The sequence below is a fragment of the Pseudomonas sp. GP01-A4 genome (assembly GCF_058780865.1).
Genome location: NZ_JBYSWF010000034.1, coordinates 41,465 through 63,435, shown reverse-complemented (window position 1 = coordinate 63,435; position 21,971 = coordinate 41,465). Strand labels below are relative to the sequence as shown.

At 61.5% G+C, this 21,971-nt stretch carries 18 protein-coding genes; 14 read left to right on the top strand and 4 right to left on the bottom strand.

Going from position 1 to position 21,971, the window contains the following annotated elements:
* Nucleotides 1–130 precede the first annotated feature (130 nt).
* From AC3WKX_RS19555 to AC3WKX_RS19505, 11 genes are all read left to right on the top strand, one after another.
* The gene (locus tag AC3WKX_RS19555) at nucleotides 131–1,105 is read left to right on the top strand and encodes a LysR family transcriptional regulator (protein WP_102605140.1); all 975 of its coding nucleotides are present in this window, start codon (nucleotides 131–133) and stop codon (nucleotides 1,103–1,105) included.
* A 380-nt stretch (nucleotides 1,106–1,485) separates the two neighbouring features.
* Nucleotides 1,486–3,003 (top strand): amino acid ABC transporter permease/ATP-binding protein, encoded by a 1,518-nt coding sequence (locus tag AC3WKX_RS19550; protein WP_003215631.1) that lies wholly within the window; start codon nucleotides 1,486–1,488, stop codon nucleotides 3,001–3,003.
* A 35-nt stretch (nucleotides 3,004–3,038) separates the two neighbouring features.
* Nucleotides 3,039–3,911 (top strand): phytanoyl-CoA dioxygenase family protein, encoded by an 873-nt coding sequence (locus tag AC3WKX_RS19545; protein WP_008434690.1) that lies wholly within the window; start codon nucleotides 3,039–3,041, stop codon nucleotides 3,909–3,911.
* Between the two features lie 28 nt (nucleotides 3,912–3,939).
* A complete protein-coding gene (locus AC3WKX_RS19540; RefSeq protein WP_023658745.1) occupies nucleotides 3,940–4,773 on the top strand; it encodes an ABC transporter substrate-binding protein in 834 nt (277 codons plus the stop codon).
* Nucleotides 4,774–4,867: 94 nt separating this feature from the next.
* On the top strand, nucleotides 4,868–5,599 hold the full coding sequence (locus AC3WKX_RS19535) for a class II aldolase and adducin N-terminal domain-containing protein (RefSeq protein WP_008434687.1): 732 nt from the start codon (nucleotides 4,868–4,870) through the stop codon (nucleotides 5,597–5,599).
* A 27-nt stretch (nucleotides 5,600–5,626) separates the two neighbouring features.
* On the top strand, nucleotides 5,627–6,304 hold the full coding sequence (locus AC3WKX_RS19530) for a DUF1028 domain-containing protein (RefSeq protein ID WP_008434686.1): 678 nt from the start codon (nucleotides 5,627–5,629) through the stop codon (nucleotides 6,302–6,304).
* On the top strand, nucleotides 6,301–7,458 hold the full coding sequence (argE, locus tag AC3WKX_RS19525) for an acetylornithine deacetylase (RefSeq protein ID WP_102605141.1): 1,158 nt from the start codon (nucleotides 6,301–6,303) through the stop codon (nucleotides 7,456–7,458). The genes AC3WKX_RS19530 and argE overlap by 4 nt, the downstream gene beginning before the upstream one ends.
* Nucleotides 7,459–7,860: 402 nt before the next feature.
* Complete coding sequence (locus AC3WKX_RS19520; protein ID WP_102605143.1) at nucleotides 7,861–9,918, top strand: methyl-accepting chemotaxis protein; 2,058 nt, start codon at nucleotides 7,861–7,863, stop codon at nucleotides 9,916–9,918.
* Nucleotides 9,919–9,988: 70 nt separating this feature from the next.
* Nucleotides 9,989–10,894, top strand: a complete 906-nt coding sequence (gcvA, locus tag AC3WKX_RS19515) for a transcriptional regulator GcvA (RefSeq protein ID WP_087693730.1) — start codon at nucleotides 9,989–9,991, stop codon at nucleotides 10,892–10,894.
* Between the two features lie 75 nt (nucleotides 10,895–10,969).
* On the top strand, nucleotides 10,970–11,797 hold the full coding sequence (locus AC3WKX_RS19510) for an EamA family transporter (protein WP_008434678.1): 828 nt from the start codon (nucleotides 10,970–10,972) through the stop codon (nucleotides 11,795–11,797).
* Nucleotides 11,798–11,840: 43 nt separating this feature from the next.
* A complete protein-coding gene (locus AC3WKX_RS19505) occupies nucleotides 11,841–12,602 on the top strand; it encodes an SDR family oxidoreductase (RefSeq protein ID WP_102605144.1) in 762 nt (253 codons plus the stop codon).
* A 63-nt stretch (nucleotides 12,603–12,665) separates the two neighbouring features.
* Here the strand turns inward: AC3WKX_RS19505 and tkt are convergent, their stop codons facing one another.
* Nucleotides 12,666–14,726 carry a transketolase gene (gene tkt, locus AC3WKX_RS19500; protein WP_102605145.1) on the bottom strand — a complete coding sequence of 687 codons (2,061 nt, stop codon included), beginning with the start codon at nucleotides 14,724–14,726 and terminating at the stop codon, nucleotides 12,666–12,668.
* A gap of 189 nt (nucleotides 14,727–14,915) precedes the next feature.
* Here tkt and AC3WKX_RS19495 point away from each other — a divergent pair, with 189 nt between their 5' ends.
* On the top strand, nucleotides 14,916–15,155 hold the full coding sequence (locus AC3WKX_RS19495; protein ID WP_102605146.1) for a DUF465 domain-containing protein: 240 nt from the start codon (nucleotides 14,916–14,918) through the stop codon (nucleotides 15,153–15,155).
* Nucleotides 15,156–15,280: 125 nt separating this feature from the next.
* Here AC3WKX_RS19495 and hglS read toward each other — a convergent pair whose 3' ends face one another.
* A complete protein-coding gene (gene hglS, locus AC3WKX_RS19490; protein WP_102605147.1) occupies nucleotides 15,281–16,648 on the bottom strand; it encodes a 2-oxoadipate dioxygenase/decarboxylase HglS in 1,368 nt (455 codons plus the stop codon).
* A gap of 195 nt (nucleotides 16,649–16,843) precedes the next feature.
* Here hglS and AC3WKX_RS19485 point away from each other — a divergent pair, with 195 nt between their 5' ends.
* On the top strand, nucleotides 16,844–19,480 hold the full coding sequence (locus tag AC3WKX_RS19485) for an MGH1-like glycoside hydrolase domain-containing protein (RefSeq protein WP_102605148.1): 2,637 nt from the start codon (nucleotides 16,844–16,846) through the stop codon (nucleotides 19,478–19,480).
* Nucleotides 19,481–19,528: 48 nt separating this feature from the next.
* Here AC3WKX_RS19485 and AC3WKX_RS19480 read toward each other — a convergent pair whose 3' ends face one another.
* Together AC3WKX_RS19480 and AC3WKX_RS19475 are read right to left on the bottom strand one after the other, a co-directional pair.
* On the bottom strand, nucleotides 19,529–19,843 hold the full coding sequence (locus AC3WKX_RS19480; protein ID WP_003215671.1) for an SCP2 sterol-binding domain-containing protein: 315 nt from the start codon (nucleotides 19,841–19,843) through the stop codon (nucleotides 19,529–19,531).
* A 56-nt stretch (nucleotides 19,844–19,899) separates the two neighbouring features.
* A complete protein-coding gene (locus AC3WKX_RS19475; protein WP_102605149.1) occupies nucleotides 19,900–20,610 on the bottom strand; it encodes a histidine phosphatase family protein in 711 nt (236 codons plus the stop codon).
* Between the two features lie 193 nt (nucleotides 20,611–20,803).
* On the opposite strand from AC3WKX_RS19475, the gene sohB reads away from it, so the two are divergent.
* Entirely contained in the window at nucleotides 20,804–21,829 is a 1,026-nt protein-coding gene (gene sohB, locus AC3WKX_RS19470) for a protease SohB (RefSeq protein WP_008434663.1), read from the top strand.
* The last annotated feature ends 142 nt before the right edge of the window (nucleotides 21,830–21,971 follow it).

Here is a 21,971-nt window from a genome sequence, read left to right as displayed (position 1 = left end):
TAGGCAAAACCGAAGCGCCATCCGCCGGCGTCAGCGTCGGGCTAACAGCAATCGGCATGAACCATGCAACGCTGTGTTTGAGGCAGGCGGCGCCGGCTTGGCGTCAGCTTATTGATGATGTGGAGGCGTGATGCTCAGTCGTATTACCCAGCGCCAACTGGAATATTTCGTGGCTTCCGGTGAGGCAGGCAGCATCAGTGCGGCGTCTGAGCGCATTCATGTGTCGTCGCCGTCTATCTCGGCTGCGATCACCCACATGGAGGCCGAGTTGGGCATCCAGCTGTTTGTGCGGCATCACGCCCAGGGCATTTCCCTCACGGCAGTGGGGCGCCAGGTGATGCAGGAGGCCAAGCTGATCCTGGAGCAGATGACCAACCTCTACACCATCGCTTCCGAGTCGCTGAACACCGTGCGCGGACCGCTGCGGGTGGGTTGCCTGGAGTGGCTGGCGCCGATGATCACCCCTGAGCTGGTGTTTGGTTTTGGCCGCGCGTTTCCAGGTGTACGCCTCACGCAAGTGGAGGGCAACCACGAGGAAATGCTGGAAAAACTGCGCAGCGCCGAGATCGATATCGCCCTGACCTACGACCTGGTGACCAGTGACGACATCGACTTCCAGCCGCTGGCGCAATTACCGCCGTATGTGATGGTGGGTGAGTACCACCCGCTCGCAAGCCTGTCGGCGGTGAGCATGCTCGACCTTGAGGATTACCCGGTGGTGCTGCTGGACACGCCCTGGAGTCGGGAATATTTCCTCAGCTTCTTTATGCAGGCCGGTACCACACCGAACATCATCATGCGCTCCAGCAACCTTGAAACCGTGCGCTCGATGGTTGCCAATGGCATCGGCTATTCCTTCGCGAATGCCCGGCCCAAAGCCAATCTTTCCCAGGACGGCAAGCGCTTGATCCGCCTGCGCTTGTCCGGCCCGCACCGGCCCATGCAGCTGGGCTATGCCACGGCGAGCAATACCCAATTGTCCCGCGTGGTGTCGGCGTTTGCCGAGCGTTGCCGCATGTTCGTTTCAGACCAGTACATCCCGGGCATGGCGGCCCCGAGCTTTTTTGATGCCCATGCGGTGCGCACCCTGAACGGCGTGGGCTGAGCCGCGTGCTTTCCTGCTTTTCTGTGGGAGCTGGCTTGCCTGCGATGCAGGCACCTCGGTCTTCCAGGTACACCGGGGCGATGCTATCGCAGGCAAGCCAGCTCCCACAGGGGATCGCGTTTGCTTCGCACCAAGATGTGGCGCTGATTGCCTGATGGGCAAGGTGTCGCCCCATTAAGAGACAGGCTGTTTTACCAGTCCAGTCGTCACCCAGGGAACGGTGACGCTGCGTAGGTTCTCCCTACCCAATAGGCCGGCTTTTACGAATTGACCCCAAGGGCCTCTCCCCACGAATCTCAGTCCATCGGTGCAGATCAGGGTTCGACCTTCACGTTGAGCATTCGGTGGGCATTTTCATTTTTTTGTCGAGCACAGTGACGATGACTTTCAACTGGAATTACATGTTTGGTTTGCTGGCCGATGCCGAGTTCTGGCGGGCGACATGGACGGTCATCCAGCTCAGTTCGTTGACATGGGTCCTGAGTATCGCGCTGGGCTTCCTGCTGGCCCTGGCCAAGCAGTCAAAGCACGCGCTGATTAGCCTGCCGGCGCGTGGCTATATCTGGTTGTTCCGCAGCCTGCCGCTGCTGGTGCTGCTGATCTTCATCTACAACCTGCCACAGGCGATTCCCGCCACGTCGGTGATTCTGGCGGACCCGTTCTGGGCCGGCCTGCTGGCGCTGGTGATCTGCGAAACCGCCTATGTCGCTGAGATTCACCGGGGCGGCCTGCTGTCGATTCCCAAAGGTCAGGGCGAGGCCGCGCGGGCACTGGGGCTGAAGTTTTTCGGGATCCAGTGGCGGGTGGTGATCCCGCAGGCATTGCGGGTGGCGCTGCCGTCGCTGGCCAACGAATACATCTCCATCGTCAAGCTGACCTCGTTGGTGTCGGTGATTTCGCTGACCGAGATCCTGATGGTCGGCCAGCGCCTGTATTCGCAGAATTTCCTGGTGATCGAGACGATGGCGGCGGTGGCTTTTTTCTACGTGTTCATCGTCACGGTGTTCGACTTCCTGCTCAAACGGCTCGAGCGTTTTCTCGACGTCAATCAACGCAACGTGTCCCGGGTACCTGATGCCGAGGTGCTGGCGCTGGCGACCCGACAGCACGTCGCCCTGCAACGCCCTGTCAGTACCGAAGGCCCGGCGCTGCAGGCCAGCCGGCTGCACAAGGCCTACAACGATGTAGAGGTACTGGGCTCGGTCAACCTGCAGATCCAGCCCGGCGAAGTAGTGTCGGTGATCGGGCCTTCGGGCTCCGGAAAAACCACCCTGATTCGCCTGCTCAACGGTCTTGAGCAACTGGACAACGGCGAGATCCAGATCAACGGCCAACCCTTTATTCACCTGAACAAAGTCGGCGCGCAGAAGCCGCAGTATGTCGAGCACGCCGAGCATCGCCTGAACATCGGCATGGTGTTCCAGAGCTTCAATCTATTCCCGCATCTGAGCGTGCTCGACAACTTGCTGATGGCGCCGAAGTACCACCACCTCGGCAAGCTGGATGAGCTGAAGCAACAAGCCTACGCGCTGCTGCACAAGGTCGGCATGCTCGATCACGCCTGGAAGTACCCGCATCAGCTTTCCGGTGGCCAACAGCAGCGCGTGGCCATCGCCCGCGCCCTGATGATGCGCCCGCAAATCATGCTGTTTGACGAGCCCACCTCGGCCCTGGACCCGGAAAAAGTCAACGAAGTCCTGCAGGTCATCGAGGCCCTGGCCCAGGAAGGCATCACCATGGTGATCGTCACCCATGAGATGAATTTCGCGTTCAAGGTCTCCGACCGGATCGTGTTCATGGAGAGAGGCCGTGTGGTGTGCGACGACACGCCGCAGGCGCTGCGCAGCGGCGAAAACCCACGTGTGGAGGCGTTCCTCAAGGACGTCTCGCTGGCGTAACCCCTTTAACGTTCGAGCGACAAGAGAGCCACAACATGATCGAGCAAGCGCAAATTGAACAGTTTCACCGGGACGGTTTTCTGGTGGTGCAAGACGTGCTGTCGGCTGAAGAAGTCGCCGCGTTGCAGCACGACTTCGACCAGTGGGTAGAAGACAGCCGCAGCCACGAACAGGGCTGGGGTGAAACGGCAGATGGCCGTGCGCGTTTCGACCTGGAAGGCGACCATCGCCCGGATCATCCCTCGCTGCGCCGAGTGAGTTCGCCCACCGAAATTTCGCCGGCATACCAGCGTGTGGCGTTGCATTCGCGGATGGCAGCGATCTCCGCGCAACTGATCGGGGGCGGCGGCACGCGTTTTCATCACAGCAAGATCAACTCGAAACTGCCCCACACCGCCACGCAGGTGAAGTGGCACCAGGACTTCCTGTTCACGCCCCACAGCAATGACGACATCGTCACGGCCTTGCTGATGGTCAGTGAAGTCACACCGCAGAATGGCCCGTTGAATGTGATTCCCGGCAGCCACAAAGGCCCGTTGTGGTCCCACTGGCGCGACCAGCGTTTCACCGGTTCGGTGGACGACACGGTGGTCGACGACCTGTGCCACGACCCGGTCGCCTGTTATGGCCCGGCCGGTTCCGTGTGCTTCATGCACACCCGTCTTTTGCACGCTTCAAGCCCTAACGAGACCGAACTGCCGCGCACCCTGTTCATCAGCGTCTACGCCGCTGAAGACGCGCTTCCATTCGGCGAAAACCCGCTGCCCAGCGCGCACGCCGGCCTGATAGTGGCCGGTGAAGAAAGTGGGCTGGTGCGTTCCACGGAAAACCACCTGCGCTTGCCGCAGAAGCCCCGTGGCGCCTCTTTCTTTGTGCAACAGGCCGGCCAGGATTCAGTCACTGCCTAACCTTCTTCTCACCTTGCAGGGTATTACCATGACAGCGTTTCAGATGATTGCTCGCCCTATTGCCGTGTGCCTGCTGGGCGCTGCGGTTGCAATGACGTCGTTGGCGGCTTCGGCTTTCCAGAAAGACGGGAAAATCGTCGCAGGTTCCGATGTGACCTTCTTTCCCTATGAATACATGGATAACAACAAGCCCGCCGGCTTTGATATCGAATTCATGGATGGCCTGGCCAAGACCATGGGGCGCACCGTCGAGACCCTCGACACGCGCTTTCCCAACCTGATCACCGGCCTGCAGGCGGGGCGATTCGACGTGACCAACTCTTCGATGTACATCACCGCCGAACGGGTGAAAGTCATCGATATGATTCCCTACCTGAAAAGCGGTGAGTCGATCCTGACGCTCAAGGGCAGCGACTTCCAGCCCAAGACCCCTGAAGAGTTCTGCGGCCACAAGATCGGCTCGATGGGCGCCACCTCCTGGCTGGCGCAGATGCACAAGCTGTCGGATGAGTACTGTGTGAAGAAAGGGCTGAAGCCGATCGCGATCAGCGAGTACAGTACCGACCCGCAAACCACCCAGGCCTTGCTGGCTCATGCTGTTGAAGCGCAGATCACCGATGCGGCCGTGGCCCGTGGCGCAGTGGAAAAACTCGGCGGGCGCGTGGTGATTTCTTCCGATACCTTGATCTACCCGGTGTTGAACGGCTTTGGTGTGAAGAAGGGCAATGACGAGGTCAAGAACGCCTTGATCGAAGGCATCAAGAAGTTCAGCGCCACCCCTGAATACGCCGCCTTGCTCAAGAAATACAACTTCCAGGCGCCTACCGATGCCGACATCGCCGAGCTGATGCCGAAGTCCTGACCGGAAACTGTTCACTTAAGGAACACGCCATACCTGTGGCGAGCGAGCTTGCTCACTACAGATTATGGGGTACTTGTCCTGCGGAGAAAGCTACATGGCGTTATCACTTGAAGAGCAAACCCGCATCGACCTGGCGGCAACTTTCCGCATCGTTGCGCACCTTGGCATGCATGAGGCAGTGGCCAACCATTTCAGCGCGGCGGTGTCGGCCGACGGCAAACAGTTCCTGCTCAACCCGAAGTGGAAGCACTTCTCGCGTATCCGCGCCAGTGACATGCTGCTGTTGAATGCCGACGACGCCGGCGGTGCCGATCATCCGGAGGTAGACGCTACCGCCTGGTCGATCCACGGGCAGATTCACCGGCTGTTGCCGCAAACCCGCGCCGTGCTGCACCTGCACCCGGTGTACACCACGGCGGTAGCCTGCCTGGCCAAGCCGCATATCCCTGCGATCGACCAGAACACCGCGCGCTATTTCAATCGCGTGGCGGTGGACGAGCTGTACGGTGGCATGGCCGACACCGAGGCCGAGGGCGAGCGCCTCGCCGGTTTGCTGGATGGCAAGAGCCGCTTGTTGATGGGCAACCATGGGGTGATGGTCACAGCCACCTCCATCGGCGAGGCATTCGATGATATCTGGACCCTGGAGCGCGCCTGCCAGATCCTCGTCACGGCGTGGTCCACCGGCCAGCCGCTGCGGATACTGTCTGACGAAGTGGCTGAAAAGACCGCGCGGGGATGGGAAGGCATCACGGATTTCTCGCAACGGCATTTTGAAGAAATGAAGCAGTTGATGATCGACGCCGACCCTTCGTTGCTCGACTGATTTCACCCCTCACAGGCAGGAACTCCCATGACCTTTTCGGTTGTCGCCCGCTGTGCCGAAACCGGCCAGTTGGGTATCGCTATCAGCTCGTCGAGCATTGCCGTGGGCGCCCGTTGCCCGTGGCTGCGCCCCGGCGTGGGCGCGGTGGCGTCGCAGAACATCACGTTGCCGGCCCTCGGCCCGCAAACCCTGGACCTTTTGGCCCAGGGCATGGCCCCGAGCGAGGCGCTGGCCACCGCGCTCACCCCGCAGAGCCGTAGCGAATATCGCCAGGTGACAGTGATCGATAGCACTGGCCGAACCGCACACTTCAGCGGCGCGCAGACCCTGGGCATCCACCACGCGGTCAGCGGCGAGCAATGCGTGGCGGCAGGGAACATGCTGGCGAATACCGGTGTGATCGAAGCCATGGTGCGCGCCTTCGAAGATACGCCCGGGCATCTCGCCGACCGGTTGCTCGCCTCCATGCAGGCGGGGGCGGCGGGAGGCGGCGAGGCGGGGCCAGTACATTCTGCCGCGCTGGTGGTGGTCGGTGACCACCTGTGGCCCATCGTCAACCTGCGGGTGGACTGGGCCGACGTGGATCCGATCGGCACCCTGGACCAACTCTGGCAGGCCTATCGCGGGCAAATGCAGGACTATATCGACCGCGCCATCAACCCGCAAAGCGCCCCTGGCTACGCGGTGCCGGGAGATGACCGATGAGCCGCAGCCGTGACCTGCTGGCGCACTTGGTCAGCTTTGACACCACCAGTTGCGAATCCAACCTCGCCCTGATCGACTTCGTGCGCAACTACTTGCAGCACCATGGCGTGAGCTGTGAATTGTTGTTCAACGAGCAAAAGAGCAAAGCCAATCTGTTGGCCACCATAGGTCCGGCGGAGGTGCCCGGTATCGTGCTTTCGGGCCATACCGACGTAGTACCTGTAGACGGTCAGTGCTGGAGCGTTGCGCCGTTTGAACTGACCGAGAAGGATGGCAAGCTGTACGGGCGTGGCACCGCCGACATGAAGGGCTACCTCGCCTGCGTGCTGGCCAGCATACCGGCGCTGGTACAGGCACCGCTGCGCATGCCGGTGCATATCGCGCTGTCTTACGATGAAGAGGTGGGCTGCCTGGGCGTGGGGTCGCTGATCGAAGCGTTCTATGCAAAAACCGTCAAGCCGTTACTGTGCGTTATCGGCGAACCGACCGAACTCAAGCCGGTGCTGGGCCACAAGGGCAAGCTGGCGATGCGTTGCGAGGTACATGGCGCGGCGTGCCATTCGGCGTATGCGCCGTCGGGTGTGAACGCCATCGAATATGCCGCGCTGTTGATCATCGAACTGGGCCGGCTCGGTGAAGAACTCAAGGCGCCGCAACATCACGACGGGAGTTTTGATCCGCCGTTCTCCACCGTGCAAACCGGCATGATTGCCGGTGGCAACGCCCTGAATATCGTCCCGCAAAACTGCAGCTTCGACTTCGAAGTGCGCTCACTGCCCGCACAGAATCTCTGGCACGTCGCGGACCAACTGCGGGGTTACGCCGAGCACACCTTATTGCCCGCGATGCAGGCGGTGAGCGGGCAGTGTGCAATCCACTTCAGTGAGCTGTCGAGTTACCCAGGGTTGTCGACATCAGCGCAGAGCCAGGCGGCTGAATGGGTTGCCGACTTCTGTGGCTCTCAGGCATACGGCACAGTGGCGTTCGGCAGCGAAGGCGGGCTGTTTGATCAGGCGGGCATTCCCACCGTGGTATGTGGACCGGGCAGCATGGACCAGGGGCACAAGCCTGACGAGTTCATCAGCGTTGCGCAGCTTGAGGCCTGTGACCGGATGCTGGAGAAAGTGTTGGTGTTTGCCAGTCGGCAATCCTGATTCAGCAAGCACCCATCCTGTGGCGAAGGAACTTGTTCCCGTTGGGCTTCGAAGCAGCCCTAAACCCTGCAATCGATATCGACCTGACGGAACACCAGTGCCTGCTTTGGGGCCGCTTCGCAGCCCAGCGGGAGCAAGCTCCCTCGCCACAGGTTGTCGGCTGCCCTTACGCTTGCGGTATTGGTCAGACGGTTACCGTTCTGCCACCTGCGCTGAGTGCTTTCGCCCCATTTTCGCGCACGGTACAGCGTGTTTTGCACGACGTCCCGCCTATCCAGCGGGCCCGACAACAGCGGTCCGTTTCTTGCTAGAGCCAGCTTAATCAATGACATGGCATTTTGCCGTCAATCATTTCAAAGCTTGATTCGCTGTTGAGGCGAGTGGTTCTAGGAGTAGTCGGACATGCAAAGTGTGTTGTCGCCAGGTATCCGCCTGCTCGGACGTTTTGGATTCGCGCGCAAGTTCCAGATCCTGTTTTTCCTGTTCATGCTGCCCCTGGCGGGCAGCCTGTGGATGATCGCGCAGGAGTACCGCACCAAGCTGACGGTGATTTCCAATGAGCAATCCGGGGTGCGCGAACTGCTGGCGCTGGATGCCCTGGACGCCCAACTGACCGCCCAGCGCAACCTGGCGGCGCGCTGGAAAGCCGCCGACATCCTCCACGACCAGACACCCGCGGCCAAGGCGGCCATGACTGCGGTCGATACCAATTTCCCGCTGATCCTGCAAAGCGTGCAGGCCCTGGGCGAGGCCCTCAAAGCCCAGAGCGCCCGCCCGGATACCCTTGCACGTTTTGAGGCATTGCAAGCCTCGGTCACGGGCATGGATTCCCAATCCCTGCGCACCGTGGGCTGGTGGCCGGATGGTTATGACCGCTTCACGTCTGCGCTGAGCGCGATGCAAACCCTGCGCGAACAGATCACCATGGACACCGGGTTGATCCTCGATCCGTGGCTTGAAACCTATTTGCTGATGCAGATTTCCACCCAGCAAACCCCCGACCTGATCGAGCGTATCGGGCGTATGGCGAGCGTCGGGCAGTCATCCATCGCATCGGGGCAGTTCACCCTGCAAAGCCGTTTGCAGATGCGTGATTTGCGCGGTCGCATCGGCGATGCAAGGGACCAGTTGGTCAAGGCCGCCGCATCCCTCAAGGCCAAGCAATACCCGGGGCTGCAAACCTGGATCGCGCCATACGACGACAGCTTGCAACTGCTGGACAACGAACTGAAGACCCTGGACGAAGGCGTGTTCGGCGGCACCATCAAGCTCGATACCACCGGCTTCGAACGCAGTGTGGATGGCATGCTTGGCGCCCTCGGCGCGTTGCGTAAACAGTCGCTGACCTCGCTGGACGCGCGCCTGGGTTACTACCGCGACAGCTCGCTCAAGCAGTTCATTCCGGTGGCGGTGACGTTCAGCGTGCTGGCGCTGGCAGCCCTGTACCTGTTCGTGTGCTTGCAGGCATCGATTCGCCGCAGTGCCAGCGGCATCACCACCCTGGCCGAATCCCTGCGCGACGGTAATCTGTGCGTTGAAGTGGCGGTGGAAGGGCGCGATGAACTGGCGGCCATCAGCACGGCGCTCAACGTGGCGGTGGTGCAGTTGCGCACCAGCCTGCTGGGGGTCAATCACGAGACGCAGCAGTTGGGCTCTGCGGTGCTGACACTCAATTCGCAATCGGGCAGCACGCTGACCGAAGTGGAAGACCAGCAACAGCAGATCAGCCAGATTGCAGCGGCCGCCACACAGTTGGCCGCGACCTCCATGGGCGTCGCCAAGAGCTGCGAGCAGGCCTCCGGCAGCGCGCAGAAAACCCGGCAGATTGCCGAAGACAGCAGCCGCGACAGCCAGCGCACCACCGCGAGTATCCAGCAACTCAACCAGCGCTTGACCGACACCTCCGATGCATTGGAGCGCGTCAGCCAGCAGGGCCAGCAGATCCAGTCGGTGGTTGACACCATTCGGGGTATCGCCGAGCAGACCAACCTGCTGGCGCTGAACGCTGCCATCGAGGCTGCGCGGGCCGGTGAACAGGGCCGGGGATTTGCGGTGGTAGCCGATGAAGTGCGCAGCCTGTCGCAACGGACCCAGGCCTCCACGGCGCAGATCGCCGGCACGGTCGACAGTTTGCGCGCGACGGTGAGCCAGGCGGTCACCCTGATGGGCGTGGCCTGTGAGCAGGCGGTGACCGATGCCGAGTCCGTCACGGGCCTGGGCCATCGCCTGGGGGAGATCGCCAGCGCGGTGCAGAGCGTCACTGACACCCTGGCGCAGATCGCCACGGCGGTTGAGGAACAGGCAGCGACGGCGGATGAAGTGAGCGGCAATATCCAGCAGGTTGACCAGGCCGCCGGGCGCTTGCTCGACGGCGCGCGGGCGGTGAACCAGGCGGCGGATAGGTTGAGCAAGGGCAGCCGGGCGCTGAGCGACAACACGGCGCGGTTCCAGCTGGGTTGAGGGGCGGCCTACAGTGCAATGGATAGATGTTCTATCATGAGCATCTATTCATAAACGGTGAAGCAATGCCATGAGAGACCTGCCACCCACCTCGACATTGCGCGCCTTTGAGGTTGCCACACGCCACGCAACCTTCACTTCGGCTTCAGAAGAGTTGCATGTCACCCAGAGTGCCGTCAGCCATCAGCTCAAGCACCTTGAAGAACTCTGGGGATTGCAGTTGTTCCAGCGGGGCAAGTCACTCAGCCTGACGCCTGCCGGAGCAGCCCTTGCGCCGATCGTGCGCGAGTTTTTCATGAACCTTGAGGCGACACTCGCGGACCTGCGCGAGCAAAAGGGCAGGGTCCGGCTCAAGGTCAGTACCACCTATTCCTTCGCGCTGAAATGGCTGCTGCCCCGATTGCCGAGCCTGGCCCAACGGCACCCTGAAATATTGGTCACCCTGGACTCCAGCGACAAGATCATCAACTTCTCCAGTGCGGAGGCTGATGTTGCAATCCGCCTGGGCAACGGGAATTACCCGGCGCTGTATTCGGAGTTCCTGTTCCGCGAGCAGATTTTTCCGGTGGCCAGTCCCGATCTGTTGAAGCGCTTTGGCCGGCCACACACACCCGCCGAACTGCTGCGCTATCCCTTGCTGATGCGCGACGGCGCCGACCTGGTGCCGAAGTGGGAAGTCTGGTTCCAGCACGTCGGGCTCGCGATTGCGCCGCTCAAGGAAAGTGTCAGGTTTGCGGACACCAACATGACGATCGAGGCGGCCTTGCTCGGCCAGGGCATTGCATTGGCGCGCAGTGGGCATGTGGAGTCAGAGCTGAGCGATGGCAGCCTGGTGAGGCTGTTCGATGTGCCGTTCCCGTCACCGGTCGCTTATTACTTTGTCTGCCCCAAAGGCATCGAGTCCCAGCCGCATATCGTCAGCTTTCGTGATTGGCTGATGCAGGAAGCCGTAAACGCCGGACTGGCTTACGAATAAAGCATGAGGATTTGCTCATTCTTCAATGAGCAGACTTCGCTTCAGTTAAGGCGCCGGTTTGCTTAGGATGGGCGCATGCCTTATCCCATTATTCTCCTGGTCCTCTTCGCTGCCTTACTGCACGCCAGTTGGAATGCGCTGCTGCGTGGCGGCGCCGACCGGCTCTGGTCGATGACGGTCATGTGCCTGGCGGTCGCTATCGCCAGTGGCGGCGTTGCGGTGTTCCTGGACCCTCCGGCGCCAGCCAGCTGGTTTTATGTGGTGCTGTCAGCGGTGCTGCACGTGGGCTACAACCTGTTCCTGGTGCGCAGCTACAAAGTCGGAGACCTGGGGCAGACCTATCCGATTTCACGGGGCTCCTCGCCGGTGCTGATCACCCTGGGTGCCGCCGTGTTTGCCGGGGAGAGTGTCTCGGCCAGCTCGCTTCTGGGCATTGCCCTGGTGTCGGGCGGCATCATTTCCCTGGCGTTCAGGGGGCGCCGGCTCGCCGTTCCCAGCCTGCCATACGCCCTGGGCACCGGCTGTTTCATTGCCGCCTACAGCGTGACAGACGGCATCGGCGCGCGCCTGTCGGGTGCGCCGATGGCCTATACGGTGTGGATGTGCGCCTTGTGGGGCGTGTTGATGCCGGCGGTGTATATCGGCCTGCGGGGCCCGAAAAGTCTGTTCAGCCTGCGGCCCGGGTTTTTCACGGCCTTCGCCGGTGGGCTGGTGTCGCTCCTGGCCTACGGAATCATTATCTATGCCATGGCCGGTGCGCCCATGGGCGCGGTCTCGGCCTTGCGCGAGACCAGCGTGCTGTTTGCGGCACTGATCGGCTATTTCTTCCTGGGCGAGACACTGACGGTGCGCAAGGTGCTGGCGTGCGTGGTGATTGCCACGGGCACCATCCTGATCGGCTGACAGCAGGCAAAGCATTTTCCACCACCACATGAAGGTTCGCGCAATGGATACCGTCCCGCAGGCACCGCTGATTCTGATAACAGGTGGAAGTCGTGGCGTTGGCGCCGCCACCGCGCGGCTGGCCGCCGCACAAGGTTATGACGTGGCGATCAGCTTCGTTTCCGATGAGTCTGCCGCCCTCGCGGTGGTGGCGGATGTAGAAGCGGCAGGGCGCCGGGCGTTGGCCGTACGCGCGGACAGCGCAGACCCGGAGCAGGTCGTCCAGTTATTTGCGGCGATAGATCGGGCGTTCGGGCGCATCGATGTGCTGGTTAACAACGCCGGGATCAACGCATTGCAGTCCCGGGTCGAAGACTTGCCGTTCGAGCGGATGCAGCGGATTTTCGCGGTCAACGCGATCGGGCCGATGCTGTGTGCCCAGCAAGCGGTGAAGCGCATGTCGTTTCGTCACCAGGGGCGGGGTGGTGCCGTGATCAATATCTCGTCGGCATCCGCCCGGCTGGGCAGCCCCAACGAATATGTCGACTACGCCGCATCAAAGGGGGCTCTCGAGACCTTCACCATCGGGTTTGCCAAGGAAGTGGCCAGGGAGGGAATACGCGCCAACTGCATCCGCCCGGGGCATATCTACACCGACATTCACGCCAGTGGCGGGGAGCCAGGGCGGGTTGATCGCGTGAAGGATTCGATCCCCATGGGCCGCGGCGGTCAGCCTGAAGAAGTGGCTCGGGCGATCCTGTGGCTGGCAGGCGCCGAGGCGTCCTTCATCACCGGTACGTTCCTGGATGTCACCGGCGGGAAATGAGCAGCAGGGCGCGGCCTACCGAGGTTTCCCTCGGTAGGCCGCGCCCGGCATGCGTGCACTGGGTCAGCTGTTGAGCCTGACTTGCTCCTTCGCCAGTTTCACCACATTGTCCAGGGTAAAGCCGAACTTGGCCTGCAACTTGGACAGCGGTGCCGAGGCGCCAAAGCTGTTCATCACCACCTTGGCCCCGGTTTGCCCCACGTAGCGATCCCAACCCAACGGGCCGGCCTGTTCCACCACCAGTCGTGCCTTCACTGCGGGTGGCAGCACGCTGTCGCGGTAGGCCTGGTCCTGTTCTTCGAACAGTTCCCAGCTCGGCATCGACACCACTTGCGCCGCCACGCCCTCGGCCTTCAGTTGCTCATAGGCGTCTACCGCCAGGCTGACTTCACTGCCGGTGGCCATCAGGATCACCTGAGGCTTCTCGGCGCCGGCCAGCACATAAGCACCACGGGATGTACCCGTCGCCGCTGCGTATTTCGTGCGGTCCAGGGTCGGCAGGTTCTGCCGCGACAGCACCACGCAGGTTGGCCGATGGGTCTGGGCCAGGGCGATCTTCCAGGCTTCCAGGGTTTCATTCGCGTCGCCCGGGCGCAGGGTCAGCAAGCCCGGCGTCGCCCGCAGTTGGGTCAGGTGTTCGATGGGCTGGTGAGTGGGGCCGTCTTCGCCGACACCAATCGAGTCATGGGTAAACACGAACACCACCGGCAGCTCCATGATCGCCGCGAGGCGAATCGGCGGCTTCATGTAGTCGCTGAACACCAGGAAGGTCGAGGTATACGGCCGCAGGTACGACAGCGCCATGCCGTTGGCAATCGCGCCCATGGCATGTTCACGAATGCCGAAGTGCAGGTTGCGCCCGCCGTAGTTCTCGGCGCTGAAGCGCCCGGCGTCGTCGAACGTCAGGTTGGTCTTGGTGGACGGCGACAAGTCGGCCGAGCCCCCCAGCAGCCATGGGATCTGCTTGGCAAACGCATTCAACACCTCGCCACCGGCGGCACGGCTGGCGACGCCTTTGGCATCAGTGGCAAAGCTCGGCAGTTGCTCCTGCCAATGCTCGGGCATCTCGCCGGCACGCATGCGGCGCAGTTCATCGGCCAGTTCCGGTTCGTACTGTTCGAGGTGGGACAGGGTCTCAGTCCATTGCTCATACAGCGGCTTGCTGCGCTTGAGCAGTGCATCCCGCAGGACCGTGCGCGCTTCATCCGGCACCAGGAAGCTTGAGTCTTCGGGCCAGCCGTACGCGGCTTTGGTCAGGCGAATTTCTTCATCGCCCAAAGGCTCGCCATGGGCCGACGCGGTGTTGTGCTTGTGGGGCGAGCCATAGCCGATCACGCTGTCGACTACGATCAGCGTCGGTGCCCCAGTGTTTTTCTGGAACGTGCTCAGCGCGTCGCTCAGGGCCAGCAGGTTGTTCGCATCGGTGACGTGCAAGGTGTGCCAGCCATAAGCCTGGAAACGCTTGATCACGTCTTCGCTGAAGGCCAGTTCAGTGTGGCCTTCGATGCTGATGGTGTTGTTGTCGTAGATCCAGCACAGGTTCTCCAGCTTCAAGTGCCCGGCGATGGACGCGGCTTCGCTGCTGATGCCTTCCATCATGTCGCCGTCGCCGCACAGGGTGTAGACGTTGTAGTCGAACAGCACCTGGTCGTCACGGTTGAAACGCTTGGCCAGCCAACGCTCGGCCATGGCCATGCCGACGCTGTTGGCGCACCCCTGGCCGAGGGGGCCGGTGGTGGTTTCCACACCGGTGGTCATGCGGTATTCGGGGTGGCCGGGGGTTTTGGAGCTCATCTGCCGGAACTGCTTGATGTCGTCCAGGCTGATGGCCGGTTGGCCGGAGCGCTTGCCGTGGGCATCAATCTCCACCACACCGGCCAGGTGCAGCAGCGAATACAACAGCATCGAGGCATGGCCCACCGACAATACGAAACGGTCACGGTTGGGCCAGTCGGGGTGCTCGGGGTGATAACGCAGGAAGCGGCTCCACAAGGTGTAACCGACGGGCGCCAGGCCCATGGGCGTGCCGGGGTGGCCGGAGTTGGCCTTTTGCACAGCGTCCATGGCGAGGGTACGAATGGTGTTGATGCACTGGGTGTCGACAGCGTTGGCAGCGTGATTCATGGAACCTGTTCTCCATCGGGTGACGATCTACAGTGGAGGGCAGCGTGCGCCAAAGGTTTTATGAAATCGTCTGCCCCGCGACGAACGGGGACGCAAACGCGACAGGTTGATCTCAAACATGACAAGAGCCCGCCGGATGGGCTAGCTTCAAGGGGCATTCAGTCAATGATCAACTTGCGGAGGTACTCCATGCCAGTGAAACACGACCTGTATCAGGACCTGGGTTTGAGCAAGGAAGCTATTCATGAACGCAGGGCGAGCGATAACCGATTGGATTCGCTGCTCCACCAATACGACAGCGCCGACAAGGAGGTGCTGGAGCTTGAGTCCTCAAGCGGCGGTGACGAGGAGCTGGAGAAGCTGAAGAAGAAACGCCTGTTGATCAAAGACAAGATCGTCGAGCAGTTGGAGAAAGCCGCGGCCAAGTAAAATATTTGTTCAGAATTGCCTGAAAGACAGCGACCCCGTCGCTGCCTATCATGCCAACCGTTCGCCCGGCACTGGGGCTCTTAGACGGCGCATGGAATGCGCTGTGGCCGGGCGAACTCTCTCTTTCAAGCCAGCAGCGCGCGCTTGCATTCGTCAATCGAGCGCTGCTGGGTTTCACCGTACAACTTCAACTCGTCGATAGTCTGGCGACCCAAGGCCTTTTCAAACTCGGCCTGGTTGGAGTTGGCCGCGTAGTGACTCTGCGCCGCATCCCCCAGGTTCGACTGGAAAATCCCCGCCGCACTCACCGGCAGAAAATCTTCGTACACCAACGGCTCCACGTCCACGTGGCCGGCGGCGATCAGTTCGTCCAGGGTTTTAAACTTGTCCTGGGCGGCCAAGCCTTTCTCGGTTACGAAGTAGCGGAAGTACGCCAGCTCCTGCTCACGCATCTGCTGGTAATTATCGGGAAACGCCTGGAAGTGCTGCTCCATCAATTCGGTGTAGCGCCCGGCATTGGCCTCATTCGGAAACGCGCCCAATTCGTCCCGTGCGGCATTCAGCAATTGGTCGTACAGCGCGCGGCCCTTGGGGGTCAGCGCCACGCCGCGTTGTTCGATTTCACCAAAGCGCGCGCTGTGGCTGCCCTTGGCATCGGTAAAGGCAATGGCTTCATCCAGGGCCTTGAAGCTGGTCTGGCGCAGCAGTATCGGGCACTGGCGGCGGGGCGGGCCTTCGATCACCGCCTTGGGGGTGATGCCTTTGCCGGGCATTGCGGCCTGCACCTGGTCGATGTCCAGGGTGCGCGGTGTCAGGTGGTTGATGTGCGGGCCCTTGAAGGCGACCACGTCGGCGATCAGCCGGTGCTGGTCGCTCAGTTGCTGGTATTGCGCGGCCGTGACGGTGGCGGTGTGGTGCCAGCGGAAGGTTTCCAGGGCTTGCTGGATAAACTCTTCGGCATGGGCGGCGTCGAGGCCGCCGTCGGCTTCGGCTTGCTGGATCAACTCTAGGGCGCGTGGGGTGAAGATCGAACGCTTGGCCAGGGCTGACTGGGCGAAGGCCCGCAGTTCAGTATTTTCGATCAGTTCCAGACGCAGCAGTGAAGTGAACACTCGGAACGGGCTGGTTTGCAGGGCGCTTTCATGCACGGCGCGAAAGGCGGTGGAGTGCACCGGTACCCCGGCCGGCGTGAGGTCGTAATAGCCCACCGGCTGCATGCCCATCACCGCAAACAGGCGGCTGATGGTCGCCAGTTCTTCAGCGGTGCCCAGGCGGATGGCGCCGTGGCGCTCCCTGTCCAGGCGCTGGATTTCCCCGGTGCGCTTCAGTTGGTGCGCCAGCGCGGTGTCGGTTTCCAGCACCCGGGCATTGGTCTCGGCCACCAGTTCCATCAGTGCGCCATACAGCGGCACTTCATCGCGGTACATGTCGGACATGGCCTTGGAGAAGCCTTTGCGAATCTCGTCAGGGCTGACTGGGCGGGCGGCGGGCATAGAAAAATTCCTGGCGGCTATAGAGAGGAAAGGCACGGTTGCCTGATTTTGTTGGGCCTGCCGACGCCTTGCAAACGAAGATTCCTCTGGACTTCATTCTGCAAATGAATGAGCTGGATGACGTCAGCTTCACGTGCATCTCACCGTCGAAGGGCTCTACACTGGCCGTCACCTCTGAACGCGACGGAAGACTCGATGACGGCACAGCCTGCGACGAACATTCTGGAAACGATTGAAGGCCAGCGCCTGGCCAAACCTGACGGCGAACGCTGGCGTGACTGGGGCCCCTACCTGAGCGAACGGCAATGGGGCACGGTGCGCGAAGACTACAGCGCCGACGGCGATGCCTGGCGCTACTTCCCCCACGAACATGCCCGCAGCCGCGCCTACCGCTGGGGCGAGGATGGCCTGGCGGGCTTCAGCGACAAGGCCCAGCGCTGGTGCCTGGGCCTGGCGCTGTGGAACGAGCGCGACGCGATCATCAAGGAGCGCCTGTTCGGCCTGAACAACGCCGAGGGCAACCACGGCGAAGACGTCAAGGAACTGTACTTTTTCGTCGATGGCGTGCCGAGCCATGCCTACATGCGCATGCTCTACAAATACCCTCACGCGGCCTTTCCCTACGATGACCTGATCACCGAGAACGCCCGGCGTGGCCTGGGGGATGCCGAATACGAGATCCTCGATACCGGGGTTTTCGAAGACAACCGCTACTGCGACGTCACGGTGGAATACGCCAAGCACCAGCCCGATGACGTGTTCATGCGCATCACCGTGCACAACCGATCGGACCAGCCCACACGCTTGCAGGTGTTGCCGCACCTGTGGGCGCGCAACGACTGGAGTTGGACCCACGATGCCCCCAGGCCCGAGTTGCGCCTGGAGGGCGAACAGGTGGTGGCGCGGCACCATGAGCTGTTCGATCGCCACCTCAGTGCCTGGGGCCAGGACGGGGTGGAATGGCTGTTCTGCGAGAACGAAACCAACTACCCCAGGCTGGACGGGCAACCGGCGCCGGGGCCGTTCAAGGACGGGATCAACGACTATGTGACCACGGGGGCGCAAGCAGCGATTCGCCGGGATGCGGGTACCAAGGTGGCTGCGCGTTTCATCCTCGAGCTGGCGGGCCAGGAAAGCAAAACCCTGTACCTGCGCTTCGCCCCGGTGGAGGCGCCGTGGATCAATGCGCGCAAGCTATTCGAAGAGCGCCGCCAGGAGACCGATGACTTTTACGCGGCGCTGCAACAGGGCATCGCCGATGAAGACGCACGCAATGTGCAGCGCCAGGCCCTGGCCGGGTTGCTGTGGTCCAAGCAGCTGTACTACTTCGACGTGAATCAATGGCTCGACGGCGACCCGGCCCAGCCCGCGCCGCCGCCCGAGCGTTTGCATATCCGCAATACCCATTGGCGGCACTTGTCGAATTTCGACATTCTCTCGATGCCCGACACCTGGGAGTACCCGTGGTATGCCTCCTGGGACCAGGGGTTCCAGGCGGTAGCCGTTGCCCTGATCGACCCCGGTTATGCCAAGCAGCAACTGTTGCTGTTGGTGAAAGACCGCTTCATGCACCCCAACGGTCAGTTGCCGGCCTACGAGTGGCGTTTCGACGACGCCAACCCGCCGGTGCATGCCTGGGCCAGTTGGCGGGTGTATCAGCAGGACAAGGCGCTGAATGGCGTGGGCGACATGGATTTCCTCGAGCGGATCTTCCACAAGCTGCTGCTGAATTTCTCGTGGTGGGTTAACCGCAAGGACGCCGAGGGCCGCAACCTGTTCCAGGGTGGGTTTCTCGGGCTGGACAACATTGCGCTGTTTGATCGCTCGGCTGATTTGCCGCCGGGTTATCAGTTGGACCAGGCGGACGGCACAGCGTGGGTTGCGGCGTACGCGCTGGACCTGATGCGTATCGGTCTGGAGTTGGCCAAACGCAACGTGGTGTATGTGGATATCGCGGTGAAGTTCTTTGAGCACTTCCTGTATATCGCCGGGGCGATCAACCGCGTCGACAATGGCGATGAAGGCTTATGGGATGAGCAGGATCAGTTTTTCTATGACGTGCTGCATCGGCCTGGCGGTGAAAGCGAACCGGTGCGCCTGCGCTCCATCGTCGGCCTGATGCCGTTGTTTGCGGTGCTGGTGCTGGAGCAGCGCGAGCACGAAGGGTTGGAGGGGTTGCGCGAGCGATTGCTGGGTTTTATGAAACACCGGCCGGACCTGGCCAAGCTGGTGTCGCGCTGGAACGAGCCGGGGCAGGGTAATCGCCTGCTGCTGGCGCTGTTGCGGGGGGAGCGGACCAAGGATTTGCTGCGGCGGATGCTGGATGAGTCGGAGTTTCTCTCCACCTTTGGGGTGCGGTCGCTGTCGAAAGCGTTCGCCGAGGAACCGCTGGCGCTGAAGATGAATGGCAATACCCTGTGTGCCCGCTATGAGCCGGCGGAGTCGGATTCGCGGCTGTACGGCGGTAACTCCAATTGGCGCGGGCCGTTGTGGATGCCGGTCAACTACATGCTGATCGAATCGTTGCGGGAGTTTCACCGCTACTACGCGGATAATTTCTCGGTGGAGTATCCGGCGGGGAGTGGGTATCTGGCGTCGTTGGAGGAGGTTGCGCAGGGGCTGAGCCAGCGGTTGACGAGCCTGTTTCTGAGGGATGAGAACGGTTCAAGGCCGTCGATGGTGGGGTATGCACAGTTGGAGGCGGACCCGGCGAGCCGCGACCTGGTGTTGTTCCATGAGTATTTTCATGGCGAGACCGGGCGGGGGTTGGGGGCTTCGCATCAGACAGGGTGGAGTGCGTTGGTGGCGCTGTTGTTGCAGCCAAAAACCTGAAAACAGCACAATCAAAATGTGGGAGCGGGCTTGCCAGGGTTGCCCTGATCAGGCCGGGAACAGCTCGCTCAATTTCATGGCCAGCATCATGTCGCCTTCAGTGCGCAGTTTGCCGCCCATGAATGCCTGCATGCCGTCGGTGGAGCCGTCAACGATGCCTTTCATGGTTTCGCCGTCCATCACCAGGGTGACTTGGGCGTCCGGGTTTTCACCTTCCAGCAGTTCGCAGGTGTTGTTTTTCACAACCAGCGAGAAGTTCTGGGTGTCGTCGATACGGAAACCGAACACCAGGTCCAGGCCGTCGGCAGCGGCTGGGTTGAATTTGGCTTTCATTGCTTCTACGGCTTTAGCTACGTCAGTCATGGTTTCGATCCTTTTATGGTGAGTCCAGTGACCTTGGGGTCACGGTTGGCCGCAATTCATCGGAAAGTGATGAGCTGCGGCGCCTTCAACAGTTGCAAGTGGGTATGGCTGTTGAAGGAAGCCAGTGCCACCTCGCGACCACGGAATTTCAGCTGGTTGAGCGAGGTGTTAACAATTTGCCAGTTCAGTTCGAAGGCCTGTGCGGCAGGCATTCGGGTAATCAGGTGGAGCAGGGCCGTAATGGTGCCGCCGGAGGTGAACACGGCGATCTTGTCACGGTTGTCGGCGGCTTCGAGGATGCGTTGCAGGCCACCCTGAACACGTTCGACAAATCCCAGCCAGCTTTCCAGGCCCGGCGGGTCGTAGGTGCCGGCCAGCCAGCGTTCGATGATCAGGGAAAAGATGCGCTGGAATTCGCCACGGTTTTGCGCGGCGTTGCGCAGGATATGCAGGGCTTCGGGTTCGCTGTGCAGCAGGTCCGGGAGCAGGGCGCGGATGATCGCCTCGGCGTCGAACTCGTTGAACGCGCTGTCGATTTCCAGCGTGGGTACCGGCAGGCCGAGGGCGCTGTATTGTTCGAAGGCGGCGGTAGCAGTGTGCTGCTGGCGGCGCAGGTCGCCCGACACGCAGCGGTCGAAGCCCAGGCCCAGTTCCGCCAGGTGGCGGCCAAGCACTTGCGCCTGTTGCACACCGATGGGCGACAGCACGTCGTAGTCGTCTGCACCGAAGGAGGCCTGGCCATGTCGAATCAGGTAGATGCTGCCCACGTCCGTTTTCCCGGTACGTTGAAAGTCTGGCGAGGTTATGAGGATGCCGGGAAGCTGTCAATGAAAAAACATACGCTTGTTTTAAAAGGTCGTTAGAGGCCCGCTGCTGGCGGTTTGATCACTGGCCCCATGGCGGTGGCGTCGGTATGCTTGGGCAATCCGCGCCTGGCGCACTGCACTTGTAAGGAGTCACATGGATTTTCTGGCCGAGTACGCTACTTTCCTGGCTAAAACCGTCACCCTGGTCGTCGCTATCCTGGTGGTGCTGATCAGTTTCGCCGCACTGCGCAGCAAAGGCCGCCGCAAAGCTGCCGGCCAGTTGCAGGTCAGCAAGCTCAATGACTTCTACAAGGGTTTGCGTGAGCGCCTGGAGCAGACCCTGCTCGACAAGGACCAGCTCAAGGCCCTGCGCAAGTCTGAAGGCAAGGCCGAAAAGAAGAAGGGCAAGAAGAAGCCAGAAGCCAAGCCACGGGTGTTCGTGCTGGATTTCGACGGCGACATCAAGGCCTCGGCCACTGAAAGCCTGCGCCATGAAATCACGGCACTGCTGAGCCTGGCCACACCCAAGGACGAAGTGGTGCTGCGCCTTGAAAGCGGCGGCGGCATGGTTCACAGCTACGGCCTGGCGTCGTCGCAGCTGGCGCGTATCCGCGAGGCGGGCGTGCCGTTGACCGTGTGCATCGACAAGGTCGCGGCCAGCGGCGGCTACATGATGGCGTGCATCGGCGAGAAGATCATCAGCGCACCGTTTGCCATCCTTGGCTCGATTGGCGTGGTGGCGCAGTTGCCCAACGTCAACCGCCTGCTGAAGAAGCACGACATCGACTTCGAAGTGCTGACCGCCGGTGAATACAAACGCACCCTGACCGTGTTTGGCGAAAACACCGAGAAGGGCCGCGAGAAGTTCCAGGAAGACCTGGACATCACCCATCAACTGTTCAAGAACTTCGTGTCGCGCTACCGCCCGCAGCTGGCGATTGATGACGTGGCCACCGGCGAAGTCTGGCTGGGTGTCGCGGCGCTGGACAAGCAACTGGTGGACCAGCTGCAAACCAGCGACGAATACCTGGCGACCAAGGCCAAGACCGCCGAGGTGTTCCACCTGCACTATGCCGAGCGTAAAAGCCTGCAGGAGCGGGTGGGCCTGGCGGCCAGCGGTTCGGTAGACCGGGTGCTGCTGACTTGGTGGAGTCGCCTGACCCAGCAGCGTTTCTGGTAACAATTCCAGCTGACGTTCGAAGATCAAAATGTGGGAGCGGCGGTGCGACGATTCGACTTGCTCGCGAATGCGGTGGATCAGTCACAGATGTATTGACTGACCCACCGCATTCGCGAGCAAGCCCGCTCCCACATTGGGTCGT